We start from the raw sequence: 13,592 nt of genomic DNA, 5'->3' as shown, positions 1-13,592 counted from the left end.
TCTCACGAGGTCGGGAGGACAGCGCCGTTCCCGGCGTTGCCCCTGGCGATCTGCGCGGCAGGCAGTCCAGCTATGCCCTGAAGCGAATACCCGTACAAGAACCCGCGCACGCTACGATAAGACTCCCGCCCGGCGGGCAAGAAGGCGCTTTTTGCTTCCTTTTTGGCGCAGTCAAAAAGGGAGTCGCCGGCTACGCCGGCGAAACAGCAGCGCATCCAAGAACCCCCACCCGCAATCCAGCGAAGGACCGCTACCAACGGTGATTGATTTATGCCAGCTGGTGCTGGCAAGCAGCCCCAGTAGAATCCATCCGGCAAAACAAGCAAAAACAACAAGCCCATGTCCCTCCCCGTTTTCACCATCGTCCTGTCCGCCGCCTTCCTCCACGCCGCGTGGAACGCAGTGGTGAAAGGCGGCGACGACAAGCTGCTCTCCACCATCATGGTGGCCTTGACCGCCGGCCTGATGGCCGCCGTGGCGCTCCCGATGCTGCCGCAGCCTGCCCCGGCCAGCTGGCCATTTATCGCCGCTTCGGTCCTCGTCCACATCGTCTATTTCGCCCTGGTGGCCCGCATCTATCACGCGGCGGACATGAGCCTGACCTATCCGCTGATGCGCGGCGTGGCGCCTCTGCTGGTTGCGGTGGCAAGCGTCGGCTGGCTGGGCGAGCACCTTTTCCCGATGGCCTGGGCCGGGATTGCGGTGATCAGCCTGGGCATCCTGACGATGGCCGCCGGGCGGCGCGGCGGCGGCAACGATGGCCGGGGCATCTCGCTTGCCTTGCTCAATGCCGTGGTGATTGCCGGCTATACGCTTGTCGACGGCACCGGGGTGCGGCTTTCGGGCGCCCCGGCGGCCTATGCATTCTGGATCTTCCTGCTGACCGCGGTGCCGCTGGCCGGATGGGCGCTGGCGGTGAGGCGTGCGGAGTTTGGCGGCTATCTGCGACGGAACTGGCGTTTCGCGCTGGTGGGCGGCGGCGGCACGCTGGCGTCGTACGGGCTGTCTCTGTGGGCGATGACGATGGCTCCGGTGGCGCCGGTCGCTGCCTTGCGCGAAACCTCGATCCTGTTCGGTGCGCTGATTTCCGGCCTGCTGCTCAAGGAACGCGTGGGCGCGGCGCGGATCGGCGCTGCCTGCGTGATCGCGGCGGGCGTTGCTGCATTGCGCTTCGCCTGAGCGCGCCGGGACTGTGTATCGCCGCATCGCCTGACTATACTTCGTGTGTCCGCTACCGTACTTCACGGGAGCTGCGCCGCGTTCGACGGCGCGCCGGCAAGGGAAGCGGGGACACCTTCGGAGGGTGCCATGAATCACACCGGGGAAGATTTCCGCGCGTTCGAGCTGGCCGGCTGGGAGGATCCCGCCATTGTCCGCCAGTATCACGAACACCTGGCGCGTGTTACCACGCAATCGGTAGATGCCTTGCTCGACAGCGCGCGGGTCGGTGCCGGTACGCGCGTGCTGGACGTCGCCACCGGCGAAGGCACGGTCGCCGCTGCTGCGGCGCGGCGCGGGGCCGATGCCATTGGCATCGACTTCTCGGCGACGCAGGTACAGCTCGCGCGCGAGCTCCACCCGGATGTCCGGTTCGAACAGGCCGACGCGCAGTCGCTGCCATTTGAAGCGGACACGTTCGATGCCGTCGTTAATGGCTTCGGCATGTGCCACCTTTCCGATCCCGATGCGGCGCTGCGCGAGGCGTTCCGGGTGCTGCGCCCAGGCGGGCAGGTGGCCTTCACGGTCTGGGACTCGCCCGAACACGCTGTGGGCTTCGGCGCCGTCTACGCGGCAATCCGCGCCTATGGCTCGATGGAGGTCGGCATTCCGACGGGCCCGAACTTCTTCCTGTTCAGCGACCTCACGCAGTGCGCCAGGGCACTTCAGGGCGCGGGCTTCGTCTCGCCCACCTGCCGGCGGGTGCCGCAGGTGTGGCGCTTCTCCAGCCCTGACCAGCTCTTTGACGCGCTGATGCAGGGCACCGTGCGTGCGGCTGCCACCCTGCGCGCACAAAGCCCGAAGGCGAGGGACGAAATCCGCGCGGTGCTGCGTGGAACGGTCGCCAGCTACATGCGTGGCAATGATTTCGAGTTGCCGATGCCTGCCGTGCTGGCGGCAGCGGTCAAGCCGTAGAGGACCTCAACTTCCGTTTTCCAGCGGAGGTCTCGGCACTCCGCCGGCTATCCATGGCGCGGCGGGCATCAGGCCTGCGGCCAGGGCGATGAAATAGTCAGGCAGTGGGATGTTCCGGAGGCACATGCATTGAGAATGTGAGGCTCGCGCCCGTTGCGCACTGCGCCAAAGCGTGGCGCAATCTAACGTCACGCTCCGATGCCTGTGGAGAAACGCATGCGATGGCCTCCAGCCCTTGTGGTTCCGTTGCTGGTTGCGGGCCTTGTGGCCTGCAGCCACAAAGCCCCGAAGCCGCCACCCGAAAACGTCAATGCGGAGAACGTCAAGGCGGACCAGGAGGTCGGCGACGCCTATGTCTACCTGCTCGGGCGCTTGCTGGTATTGCGACAGGAGCAACTCGATTTCCAGAAGGAGGGCTTCAGGTGGAACGAAATGCTCCACCGCGATGTCGGTGGCGTCTCCTGGGCCAACCCCAACCTCGATGTGGTGTACAGCGAAGCCTGGATCGCCGTCGACGAGCGGACCTGCGTGGTGTTCAGCGTGCCGCGCATCAAAGGCCGCTACTACACGATCCAGTTCCTCAATGGCTGGGGCGAGACGGTGGAGAATATCAACGAGCGCAGCTATCCTGACCGGCCGGCAGGGCGCTTTGGCATGTGCCTGAAGGGTGCCGCGGTCCGGCTCGCGCCGGATATCAGGCGCATAGACCTGCCGGGCAGGACCGCCCGGGTGCTGGCGCGCGTGGAACTGGGCAAGGACAGGAAGCAGGCGGTGAGCCTGCAGCATCAGATCCAGATTCGCATGACCGGCACACCGCGCGTTGAACCGGTGCCCGTGACGCCCATGTTTTCCAATACCCGCCTGCCCGGCGTGGAGGCATTTGATTCCGCTGCCGTGGCCCTCGATTCCGAGCCGGACATCAACCCCGGCATGGAGCCGTTGCAGGCGAAGGTGCGCCAGACCGCGGCAACCGTGGCTGGCGACACAGCCGAGCGCGAGCGGGTCGACCGGCTGATCCGGGACAAGGTCATTCCGCAGTTCATGCAGTCGCTGGCAACGGATGCCGGCACGATCAGGAACGGCTGGAGCCGGCCGGGCGTCATCGGCACCTACGGCAGCGACTTCAAGGCGCGCACTCGCGTCAACCTGGCGGGGATCTGGGCCAACAAGCCAGAAGAGGCGGTGTACTTCCGCAGCGATGCCGATGGCGCCGGCAACAAGCTCAACGGCAGCAACACCTACGCCATCACGTTTTCCAGGGCCGAACTGCCCGCCAGCCACGTCAGGTACTTCTGGTCGGTGATCGCCGTCGATGCGGTCAATTTCCGTGTGATGGAGAATCCGAAGAAGCGCTACCTGCTTAACAAGGAATCGAAGCTGCAGTACGGCAGCGACGGCTCGCTGACGCTATACCTGGCTCCCGAAAAGCCCGCCGGTGCGCCCGACGGCAACTGGCTGCCGACGCCCGGCAGCCAGGACTACAACCTGACCTTCCGCACCTACGGTCCCGACCAGGCAGTTGCCGCGGGAAACTGGTTCCCTGCACCGGTCACCCCGCGCAACTGATCCGCCACCGGCTGCACAAGTGGCTCACAGGGGCTGGCAGCCGGGCTCACGACAAGTGTCGTGAGCCGGCCAACGTTCCACGGCGGGCTGTTCGCACCCCGCCAACTCCCGAACCCGAAAAAGCGACGGGAAGCCGTCCGCATCCGGCCATTTGCGGATGGCACGGTCATTGCGGTTACGTACGTCGAGCGCGGCGCCGATGCTCGTTTCCCCAATCGATCCATTGCTCTTTCGGAGTTACCCTGATGAAGACCCACAGCCCTTCCCGACCCGGGTTCCTGCACAAGGCGCGCCGCGCCGTGTTCGTGCTGCGTGTGCTGGCCCTGTGCGCCAACAGCGCGGCCTGGGCGCAAGTTCCAACGCCCGCCCGGCCGCCACAATCCGCGGTCACGCCCGAGCAGAAGTTTGCGCCCGGCTACCTGGAAGCCGTGTCCACCGGCTACGACAACGGACAGGCCATGCACGACGCCGAAGGCGTTGCCCCGCTGCGGCCGCCACGGCCCGCCGTCACCCGTACCGACGTGCCCGTGGCGCCGGTGCCGATGGCCGAAACCCGGTCGGTATCCGCCACGGGCGTACGGGTCAGGGCGATGCCAGCGCGATGACCCACCGGGCGCGCCATGCCGCGGACGCATGGCGTCCGCGGCATGGGCCGGCGTGGTAAGGTTTGCGGCGACCGCCGATGCCCGGCAGCCCGCACACCGACCCACGCATGGATATCGAACTCGCGCGCACGTTTCTCCAGGTGGTACGAACCGGAAGCCTCCTTGCCGCGGCCGACAAGCTGCACGTCACGCAGACCGCCGTGACGGCTCGCATCAAGAGCCTGGAATCCCAGCTGAACTGCCGTCTGTTCGAGCGCAACAAGGCAGGTGCGAAGCTCACCGCCGACGGCGAGCGCTTTATGGGCTATGCGAGCCGTCTCGTGCAGACCTGGGAAGCCGCGTGCCGCGACCTGCCGCTGCCGGCCGGGCTGGCCAATATGCTCACGTTCGGCGCCGAAATCAGTCTTGGCAATCCGCTGGTGCTGTTATGGGCGACGCGCCTGCGCCAGCAGATGCCGGGCCATGCGGTGCGCGCGGAGGTGGGCGAGGGCGCCGAACTGCAGCGCAAGGTGCTGTCAGGGATGATGGATGCCGCGCTGGTCTACCAGCCGGAGTATGCGGCCGGCCTGCATGTCGAGCAGCTGATGGAAGAGAAGCTGATCCAGATCCGCTCCACGCAGCGAGACGGCGCCTATGTGTATGTGGACTGGGGGCCGGAATTCCGCCGCCAGCATGACAGCGCCTTGCCCGAGCGCGCGCGGTCGTCGCTGTATTTCAACCTGGGGCCGCTGGCGTTGCAGTACATCCTCCAATACGGCGGCAGCGGCTACTTCCGCACGCGCGTCGTGCAGAGCTACCTCGACAGCGGCTTGCTGGCCCGTGTGGAGAATGCTTCGGAGTTCTCGTATCCGGTGTACCTGGTTCACCCCCAGTCGCCAGGTGGAACCGCGCTCAGCGACGCCGTCCGGATTCTTCACGACATCGTGCGTGAAGAATCGGACTGGTCGCAGCGCTGGGAATTTCCCGTCTGAAGGATTGCCGTGCCGGTCTCAGATACGCGCCGGTACCAGGCGTGCCCGGTGGGCGACAGGAAGCGCAAGCGGCCTGCGTACGCGCCTGCGCGGCCGTGGGCGGTCTTCGGGTGCGGCACCGAGCCCGGCATACCTGCCGTGCTGCTGCGCACGCTCGAATACCGGCTCCGGCACCGAGGTCGCGATCAGATAGGTAACCGCGGCGCCAGACGCCAGCAGGCCACCCGCCAGGCCGATCCAGAGGCCGATTTCCCAAAGGCCGACTTCCATTTCCCGCTCCCGTTGATGAGTCCTGTATCCAGTATCGACACAACGGGGCGCATTGGATAATGAAAGTTACCTTTCGTTCATATCAATAATTTTGCATTGATCGGCCCTACAGCACGCCTTCCTCGTGCAGCGCCGCGATGTCCGCCGCCGTCAGCCCCAGCGCGCCATAGAACGCCCCATTGTGCTCGCCGACTCCCGGCCCGCTCCGGGCTGGCACCGGCCGGTGGCCCGAGAAACGCGGCACGGTGCACGGCGCGGGAATGGTCCCCAGGTCGGGATCGGGCAGCCGCACAATCGCACCGCGCGCCTGGAAGTGCGGATCGTCCACGATGTCGGCGATCGTGAAGATCTTGCTGAACGGGAGTCCTCGAGCCAGCATCATCCCGACCCCGCCTCTCGCCGGGCAGCATGCGCGATCGCCTGCAGATGGTGTACGTGGAGACAGCTGTTCGTGCTCAATGGCGGCGTAAAGGCGCAGCCCGGCCGGTTTGCCGCGATGGAGAAACAGGTGGCGCCAAGGCTCGTGACGCTGACTTGCAATGTGGAGGCCTTGCTGGGCTTGCGGTAAGCCGCCGATCCGAAAAATCATCCATTCCGACGAATCTGCTGCCGCCTGCAAGGCAGACACTGCCCCGATCCAACAACAGAAAGGAGACATCGCCATGCAACGCCTGATCTTCGACGCCGAACACGACAGCTTCCGCGAATCCGCGCGGCGCTTCTACCAGCGCGAGGTCGGCCCGCACGGCGAGCGCTGGCGCGAACAGGGATGCGTGGACCGCGAAGTCTTCCGCAAGGCGGGCGAGCAGGGCTACCTGCTGATGTGGGCCGACGAGAAATACGGCGGCGCCGGCGTGGAAGATTTCCGCTTCGAGCAGATCCTGATCGAGGAAAACGCGCGCCATGGCGACTCCGGCTATTTCGGCACCCTGCATTCCCGCCTGGTGGCGCCTTATATCGGCCGCATCGGCAATGAGGAGCAGCGCCAGCGCCTGCTGCCGCCGGCGGTGCGCGGCGAGGCAATCTTCGCCATTGCCATGACCGAGCCGCAGACCGGCTCCGACCTCGCCGGCATCCGCACGCGCGCCGAGGACAGGGGCGACCATTGGCTGCTGAATGGCGCCAAGACCTACATCTCGAACGGCCAGCTGGCCGACCACGTGGTGGTGGTGGCGCGCACCGATCCGGAGCGCCCGCACGGGCTGACGCTGTTCATTGTCGAACGCGGCATGCCCGGCTTCGAGCGCGGCCGCAAGCTGCGCAAGATGGGCCTGCACTCGCAGGACACCTCCGAGCTGTTCTTCGACAACGTCAAGGTGCCCAAGGCCAATGTGCTGGGCGAGCCGGGGCAGGGCTTCCGCTACCTGACACGCCACCTGGCCGAAGAGCGCCTGATCGGTGCCTGCGGTTACCTGGCGACAGCGCAGGTTGCCTTTGACATCACGCTCGATTACGTCAAGGAGCGCAAGGCCTTTGGCCGGCCCATCGGCACCTTCCAGAACTCGCGCTTCAAGCTGGCCGAGCTGCGCGCGCAGCTGGACGCCCTGCAGACCTTCGTCGACCAGTGCGTGCTGCAGCACAATGCCGGGACGCTGACGGTAGAGACCGCCGCATCGGCCAAGCTGCTGACCTCGGAACTGGAAGGCCGCATGGTCGACGAGGGTGTGCAGCTGCACGGTGGCGCTGGCTATATGGAGGAATACCGGATCTGCCGCATGTACACCGATGCGCGGATTTCGCGGATCTATGCCGGCAGCAGCGAGATCATGAAGGAGATCATTGGCCGCGGACTGGGGCTGGATGATCGGGCCAGATCCTGACGAAGGTGCGAGCGTTGCGCCGGCGCGACGCTTGCGTCACTTTCAGATATCGGGTTTTCCCGCGCTTCCTGGAAAATCGCTGCTTTTCCTTCCTTTTATTGGCAGGATGAAAGCAATTTGTAATGCATTTCGGTTTGAATGCGGGCGGGAGATCGTGCGGAGGTGCCGGATAGAGGCAGTACGGATGCAGTCCGAGCCGGATCTGGCGTGAAAGTTCGCCAATCCGGTGCACCGTTCGGCAGGCACGGTCGTTTACCTCTGACCGTTGTCGAATCGAGCCCTGACTGACCGTGCATTTTTCTCTTACCCGAGCCGCTGTCGCGACCATGCTCGCCGTTGTGGCGACTGCGGGGCGAGCCGCCTCCGAGCCGCTCCCGGCCGATGGCCCCTGCATCCCGCCTCCAGCCAAAGCCAGCCTGACGCTGGCGCAGGCGCGCCTTGACGCCATTCGCTGCAACCGCGACATCATCGCCGCCCGGCGCGGCGAGGAAGCCAGCCTCGCCGATATCCAGATTGCCTCGCAGCGCCCTAACCCCGTGCTGAGCCTGGGCGTGCAGAACATCAACCCGCACGCCGGCATCGGCTCGGGCAACCTGCGCAGCAAGACCGTGGATTCGACCGTGCGGGTCGACCAGCTGATCGAGACCGCAAACAAGGGTGGCCTGCGCCTGGATGCCGCGCGCAAGGCCAGCGTGGCCGCCGGCGAGGTGGTGCAGGCGGTGGTGACGCAGCAGACCAGCGCCGTCGAACAGGCCTTCTTTGACGCCGTGGTCAGCCAGGAGCGGGTCGAGGTGCTGACCGAGACACTTGCGCTTTACGGCCGCACCCAGCAGGCCAACGAAACCCGGCTCAAGGCCGGCGACGTTTCCCGCGCCGACGTGACCAAGCTCCAGCTCGACGGGTTGCGCGCGCAGAACGACCTGCGCCAGGCCATGGCCGACCATGTCCGCGACAAGGCCCAGCTTGCCCAGGCCATGGGCGTGCCCGGCACGCTGGCGGACAACCGCCTGGTGGCGGACTGGCCGTCGCTTGAGGCGCCGGCGCCGCAGGTCGATCCGGATACGCTGCAGCGCCGCCCCGACGTGACCGCCGCCGAAGCCCGCCTTGCCGCCGCCGCGTCCGCGCGCGATTTGGCCCGTGCCGGGCGCGTGCCCGACGTGACGGTGGGCGCGCAAGCCGAGCACTATCCGGTCTCGCCGACCAATACCAACGGCAGCGGCAACAGCTACGGCGTGTTCGTCTCGATCCCGCTGTACGTGCGCCACAGCAACGGCGGCGAAGCGCGCCGTGCCGAGGTGGACTACTACGCCGCGCTGGACGACCGCAACCGCGTGCTGCTGGAGGCGCAGAACGAAGTCGAGCGCCTGCGCAGCCAGCTCGAGGCCTCGCGCCTTTCGCTCAAGCAGATGCGCGAATCCGTCGTGCCCGCCGCCGAAAGCGTCGCCGGCAGCGCCGAATTTGCCTACTCCAAGGGCGCCACCGGCGTGCTCGACCTGCTCGACGCGCGCCGCGCCTTGCGCCAGACCCGTCTCGATGCCGTCAACGCGCAGGGCGAATACGCCAAGGCCCTGTCGGCCTATCGCGCCGCATTGCAGGCTTCCATGACTCCCGCCAGCTCTCTTCCGAATTCCCAGGTCCGTACCGATGCGCCGCGTCCCTAATATGCTGTCCGAAGTGTTCCGTGTTTCCCGTGCCGGCGCCGCCGCTCAACTTGGCGCGCGCGTTGCCGCGCTGTCGCTGTGCGCGCTGGCCCTGGCCGCCTGCGGCAAGTCCGAGGCGCCCAAGACCGACGATGAGCCCAAGGTCTCCGGCAACACCATCCAGTTCCCGGCCACTGTGAAGGCCTTGCCCGGCATTGCCGGCGAGGCGGCAAAAGCCGGCGGCGAGCGCATGCTCAGCCTGCCGGGCCGCCTGGTGTGGAACGAAGACAAGACCGTGCGCGTGACCACGCCGTTCGCCGGGCGCGTGACCGAGATCCTGGTCCAGCCGGGCACCGCCGTGAAGGCGGGGCAGCCGCTGGCCAACCTGACTTCGCCCGACTTTGGCGTGGCGCAGGCCGATGCGCGCAAGGCCGCCGCCGAAAGTTCGGTCGCCAGCAAGGCGCTGGCGCGCCAGCGCGAGCTGTACCAGGCGGGCGTGATTGCCCAGAAGGACCTGGAGCAGGCCCAGGGCGACGCCGCGCGCGCCTCCGCAGACCTGCAGCGCACGCAGGCCGCGCTGCGCATGTATGGGGTGGGCGCGGGCGGTGACGGCGTGAACCAGCGCTTCGCGCTGCGCAGCCCGATCGACGGGATGGTGGTGGAGCGCAACATCAATCTGGGCATGGAGCTGCGCCCCGACCAGCCGTCTTCCGCGCCGCTCTTCCTGGTGACCGATCCCACCACGCTGTGGGCGCAGGTCGATGCCGCCGAGGGCGACTTGGGCCTGTTCAAGCCCGGCGTGACCGTGAAGCTGGTGAGCGCCGCGTACCCGGGCGAAACCTTTGAGGGCACCGTCATCAAGATGGCCGACTACGTCGACCCGACCGCGCGCAGCATCAAGGTGCGCCTGACCGTGCCGAATCCCGATCGCCGCCTGAAGGCCGAGATGTTCGTCACGGCGAAGCTGCAGGCCGCGTCGTTCCCGGGCATTGCCGTGCCGTCCAAGGCTGTGTTCCTGGCCGACAACCGCAACTATGTGTTCGTGCGCACCGCGCCGAACACCTTCGTGCGCCGGCAGGTGAAGCTGGGCGTCACGCTGCCCGGCACCTCCGAAGTGCTGGACGGCCTCAAGGAAGGCGAGACCGTGGTGACCGACGGCAACCTCTACCTGCAGGACATCCTGCGCGATGCGACTGCGGTCAACGCGGCGCGCGCGGATGCCAAGCACTGAGGACGGCCGCCACATGATTTCACGTATCGTCAGTTTTGCCCTGCACCAGAAGCTGTTCGTCTGGCTGGGCCTGCTCATTTTCGTCGGAGGCGGCCTGGCTGCCTTCAAGAACCTGCCGATCGAGGCGTTCCCCGACGTATCGGACATCCAGGTCAACATCATCACGCTGTATCCGGGCCGTGCCGCTGAAGAAGTGGAGCGGCAGGTGACCATCCCGATCGAGACCGCCATGGCGGGCACGCCCAACTCGGTGCGCGTGTTCTCGCACACGCAGTTCGGCCTGTCGTTCATGATGGTGACCTTCAACGACAAGGCCACCGACGTGACCGCGCGCCAGCAGATCCTCGAGCGGCTGCGCAGCGTCGACCTGCCCGACGGCGTGCATCCGGACCTGGCGCCGCTGTCGACCGCCATTGGCGAGATCTACCGCTTCCGCCTGACCGGCAAGGGCCAGACGCCGCAGGAACTGCGCACGCTGCAGGACTGGGTGGTCGAGAAGAACATGCGCCAGGTGCCGGGCGTGGCCGACGTGGTCACCATCGGCGGCACCATCAAGCAGTATGAGGTGAACCCCAACCTCGCGCGCATGCGCGACGCCAAGATCTCGCTGTCGCAGCTGTTCACCGCGCTGCAGCGCGCCAACTCCAATGCCGGCGGCGGCTCGGTGGCACAAGGCCGCCAGCAGTTCCTGCTGCGCTCGCTGGGCAGCTTCCGCACTTCGGCCGATATCGCCAACGTGGTGGTGGCCGAGAACAACGGCACGCCGATCCTGGTCAAGGACATCGCCGAGGTGAAGATCGGCAGCGCGCCGCCGCAGGGCCTGATGGGGCAGGATGACGAGGACGACATCGTCTCGGGCATCGTGGTGATGCGCAAGGGCGAGAACCCGTCGCTGGTGCTCGAAGCGCTCAAGAAAAAGATCGACCTGCTGGACGACCAGATCCTGCCCAAGGGCGTGAAGATCGTGCCGTACTACGACCGCTCCACGCTGATCGACAAGACGCTGCACACGGTGTTCGGCAATCTGGTCGAAGGCGCGCTGCTGGTGATGGCGGTGCTGTACCTGTTCCTGGCCAATGTGCGCGCCGCGGCCATCGTGGCGCTGGTGATTCCGCTGGCGCTGCTGTCGACCTTCATCGGCCTGACCTGGGTAGGCATCCCGGCCAACCTGCTGTCCCTTGGCGCGATGGACTTCGGTATCATCGTCGACGGTGCGGTGATCGTGGTCGAGAACATCTTCAAGCGGCTCGGCGAGCTCAAGGAACACCAGATCAAGGACAGCAAGGCGCGCCTCCACGCCATCTTGCAGGCGACCACGGAAGTGGGCCGCCCGACCGTGTTCTCGATGGTCATCATCATCGCGGCGCACATCCCGATCTTCACGCTGCAGCGCCACGAGGGCAAGATTTTCGCGCCAATGGCCTATACCGTGACGGGCGCGCTGATCGGCTCGCTGATCCTCTCTCTGACGCTGGTGCCGCTTTTGTGCCACCTGCTGCTCACGAAGAATATCGCGCATGAGGACAATTTCCTGGTGCGTCGCTGCAAGCGGTTCTACGAGCCGATGCTGGCGTGGGCGCTGGACCACAAGAAGATGGTGGTCGGCATTGCCCTGGGCATGCTGGTGGCGACGGTGGGCGTGGGCAAGTTCCTTGGCAGCGAATTCCTGCCCGAACTGGATGAAGGCTCGATGTGGGTCAGCTTCGACCTGCCCGCGTCGGTGTCGGTCGACGAAGCGCGCGACCAGGCACGGCGCCTGCGCGCCGTCATCCGCAAGACGCCCGAAGTCAACACCACCATTTCCAAGGTGGGCCGCCCGGACGACGGCACGGATCCGAAGCTGATCAATACAGTGGAAATCCTTGTCGACCTGAAGAACGACAAGCAGTGGCGCGCCGGCTACGACAAGCGCAAGATCATCGAGGAAATCAACCACAACCTGCGGCTGTTGCCGGGCATCGAGCCCAACTTCTCGCAACCGGTGCGTGACAACATCCTGGAAAGCATTTCGCAGATCAAGGGCCAGATCGTCATCAAGGTCCAGAGCGACAGCCTCGAGCACAACAAGAAGGTGGCCGACCAGATCCTGGCCAACGTGCAGTCGGTCAACGGCGTGATGCGTGCCTTCATCGACCGCGACGGCGAGCTGCCGCAGTACGTGCTCGACTTCGACCGCGCCCAGGCTGCGCGCTACGGCATCAACGTGGCCGATGTGCAGGACCTGATGGAAACCGCGCTGGGCGGCAAGGCCGCAACCGAGCTGTGGGAAGGCGAAAAGCACTTCAGCGTGGCCGTGCGCCTCAAGCCGGGCGAGCGCGAGCTGCCGAACCTGCCGAACATCTTCATGCAGACGGCAGACGGCGCGCAGGTGCCGCTGTCGCAGCTGGTGACTTTCCGCGCGGCATCGGGCGCGATGAACATCAGCCGCGAGAACGGCCAGCGCACCACGTCGATCGGCATCTTCATCCACGACCGCGACATGGGCAGCGTGGTGAAGGACATGCAGGCGCTGGTGGCGAAGAACGTCAAGACGGAAGACGTGAAGATCAGCTGGTCGGGCGAGTTCGAGAACCAGGAACGCGCCATGGCACGCCTGTCGATCGTGGTGCCGCTGTCGGTGCTGGTGATCTTCCTGCTGCTGTTCAACGCGTTCAAGTCGTTCAAGAGCGCCACGCTGATCATCTCGAACATTCCGTTCGCGCTGATCGGCGGCGTGTTCGCGCTGTTCCTCACCGGCATCCCGTTGTCGGTGTCGGCGGCGATCGGCTTTATCGCACTGTTCGGCCAGGCCGTGCTCAACGGCGTGGTGATGGTGACCTACTTCAACCAGCTGCGCGACGAAGGCATGCCGGTGCGGCAGGCCGTGCTGACCGGCTCGATGGACCGGCTGCGCACGGTGCTGATGACCGCGCTGCTGGCCATGCTGGGCCTGTTCCCGATGGCCATCTCGCGCGCGATCGGCTCCGAGACGCAGCGCCCGCTGGCGATCGTCATCATCGGCGGGCTGATCACCGCCACCATGCTGACGCTGATCGTGCTGCCTACGCTGTATGAGTGGATGGTTGGGCGCAACTGGCCGGATGAGGAGAGCGGTGAAGCCAATAACCGGCTGACGGATTCGCTGGCGTCGTAAGGTTGGCCTGGCTGGTGGGGGGACCTGCCGGTCGGGGGGTGGGATGGGGCCCTGCATGCGGGAGTGTGCGGGGTCTTTTTTGTTGCTTCGATGGTGGCTGCGGTTGGGCGCTGTCGATGGTCGATCGCCCCAGGTTTCGCCCCTGAAGGGGCGACCTACTTATATGAACGCGCCCCGGTTTGCAAGGTAAGACGAACATGCTGGCTTGAGCAGGACTGGTTGC

11 protein-coding genes are annotated in these 13,592 nt (G+C 66.0%); 9 read left to right on the top strand and 2 right to left on the bottom strand.

Features of this window, described 5'->3' with window-relative positions; genetic code table 11:
• The first annotated feature begins 339 nt into the window (after positions 1 to 339).
• From RM96_RS24680 to RM96_RS24660, 5 genes are all read left to right on the top strand, one after another.
• Positions 340 to 1,179 carry an EamA family transporter gene (locus RM96_RS24680; protein ID WP_039014357.1) on the top strand — a complete coding sequence of 280 codons (840 nt, stop codon included), beginning with the start codon at positions 340 to 342 and terminating at the stop codon, positions 1,177 to 1,179.
• 129 nt (positions 1,180 to 1,308) lie between these two features.
• The gene (locus tag RM96_RS24675; RefSeq protein ID WP_039014356.1) at positions 1,309 to 2,133 is read left to right on the top strand and encodes a class I SAM-dependent methyltransferase; all 825 of its coding nucleotides are present in this window, start codon (positions 1,309 to 1,311) and stop codon (positions 2,131 to 2,133) included.
• 216 nt (positions 2,134 to 2,349) lie between these two features.
• Positions 2,350 to 3,699, top strand: a complete 1,350-nt coding sequence (locus RM96_RS24670; RefSeq protein ID WP_039014355.1) for a DUF1214 domain-containing protein — start codon at positions 2,350 to 2,352, stop codon at positions 3,697 to 3,699.
• 245 nt (positions 3,700 to 3,944) lie between these two features.
• Positions 3,945 to 4,304, top strand: coding sequence for a hypothetical protein (locus RM96_RS24665; RefSeq protein WP_039014354.1), 360 nt, complete (start codon positions 3,945 to 3,947; stop codon positions 4,302 to 4,304).
• Between the two features lie 107 nt (positions 4,305 to 4,411).
• The gene (locus tag RM96_RS24660) at positions 4,412 to 5,275 is read left to right on the top strand and encodes a LysR family transcriptional regulator (RefSeq protein ID WP_039014361.1); all 864 of its coding nucleotides are present in this window, start codon (positions 4,412 to 4,414) and stop codon (positions 5,273 to 5,275) included.
• A gap of 18 nt (positions 5,276 to 5,293) precedes the next feature.
• Here RM96_RS24660 and RM96_RS24655 read toward each other — a convergent pair whose 3' ends face one another.
• Complete coding sequence (locus tag RM96_RS24655; protein WP_039014353.1) at positions 5,294 to 5,545, bottom strand: hypothetical protein; 252 nt, start codon at positions 5,543 to 5,545, stop codon at positions 5,294 to 5,296.
• Positions 5,546 to 5,651: 106 nt separating this feature from the next.
• A complete protein-coding gene (locus tag RM96_RS24650) occupies positions 5,652 to 5,927 on the bottom strand; it encodes a CoA transferase (RefSeq protein ID WP_039014352.1) in 276 nt (91 codons plus the stop codon).
• Between the two features lie 280 nt (positions 5,928 to 6,207).
• Between RM96_RS24650 and RM96_RS24645 the strand changes: the two genes are divergently transcribed.
• The 4 genes from RM96_RS24645 to RM96_RS24625 all read left to right on the top strand — a co-directional run bounded on the left by RM96_RS24645 (position 6,208) and on the right by RM96_RS24625 (position 13,369).
• A complete protein-coding gene (locus RM96_RS24645; protein ID WP_039014351.1) occupies positions 6,208 to 7,365 on the top strand; it encodes an acyl-CoA dehydrogenase family protein in 1,158 nt (385 codons plus the stop codon).
• Between the two features lie 326 nt (positions 7,366 to 7,691).
• On the top strand, positions 7,692 to 9,026 hold the full coding sequence (locus RM96_RS24635) for a TolC family protein (protein ID WP_052279726.1): 1,335 nt from the start codon (positions 7,692 to 7,694) through the stop codon (positions 9,024 to 9,026).
• Positions 9,010 to 10,236 (top strand): efflux RND transporter periplasmic adaptor subunit, encoded by a 1,227-nt coding sequence (locus RM96_RS24630; RefSeq protein ID WP_039014349.1) that lies wholly within the window; start codon positions 9,010 to 9,012, stop codon positions 10,234 to 10,236. Before RM96_RS24635 ends, RM96_RS24630 begins: the two co-directional genes overlap by 17 nt.
• Positions 10,237 to 10,249: 13 nt before the next feature.
• Positions 10,250 to 13,369, top strand: a complete 3,120-nt coding sequence (locus tag RM96_RS24625) for an efflux RND transporter permease subunit (RefSeq protein ID WP_039014359.1) — start codon at positions 10,250 to 10,252, stop codon at positions 13,367 to 13,369.
• Positions 13,370 to 13,592: the final 223 nt, after the last annotated feature.

This window comes from Cupriavidus sp. IDO, from assembly GCF_000812465.1.
GTDB lineage: Bacteria > Pseudomonadota > Gammaproteobacteria > Burkholderiales > Burkholderiaceae > Cupriavidus.
Note: the sequence above shows the minus strand (reverse complement) of the source record. Positions and strands in the feature narration are given on the sequence as shown.

Coding starts and splice junctions, on each gene's coding strand:
- RM96_RS24680 (WP_039014357.1), top strand. CDS start 340: ATGTCCCTCCCCGTTTTCACCATCGTCCTGTCCGCCGCCTTCCTCCAC.
- RM96_RS24675 (WP_039014356.1), top strand. CDS start 1,309: ATGAATCACACCGGGGAAGATTTCCGCGCGTTCGAGCTGGCCGGCTGG.
- RM96_RS24670 (WP_039014355.1), top strand. CDS start 2,350: ATGCGATGGCCTCCAGCCCTTGTGGTTCCGTTGCTGGTTGCGGGCCTT.
- RM96_RS24665 (WP_039014354.1), top strand. CDS start 3,945: ATGAAGACCCACAGCCCTTCCCGACCCGGGTTCCTGCACAAGGCGCGC.
- RM96_RS24660 (WP_039014361.1), top strand. CDS start 4,412: ATGGATATCGAACTCGCGCGCACGTTTCTCCAGGTGGTACGAACCGGA.
- RM96_RS24655 (WP_039014353.1), bottom strand. CDS start 5,545: ATGGAAGTCGGCCTTTGGGAAATCGGCCTCTGGATCGGCCTGGCGGGT.
- RM96_RS24650 (WP_039014352.1), bottom strand. CDS start 5,927: ATGATGCTGGCTCGAGGACTCCCGTTCAGCAAGATCTTCACGATCGCC.
- RM96_RS24645 (WP_039014351.1), top strand. CDS start 6,208: ATGCAACGCCTGATCTTCGACGCCGAACACGACAGCTTCCGCGAATCC.
- RM96_RS24635 (WP_052279726.1), top strand. CDS start 7,692: ATGCTCGCCGTTGTGGCGACTGCGGGGCGAGCCGCCTCCGAGCCGCTC.
- RM96_RS24630 (WP_039014349.1), top strand. CDS start 9,010: ATGCGCCGCGTCCCTAATATGCTGTCCGAAGTGTTCCGTGTTTCCCGT.
- RM96_RS24625 (WP_039014359.1), top strand. CDS start 10,250: ATGATTTCACGTATCGTCAGTTTTGCCCTGCACCAGAAGCTGTTCGTC.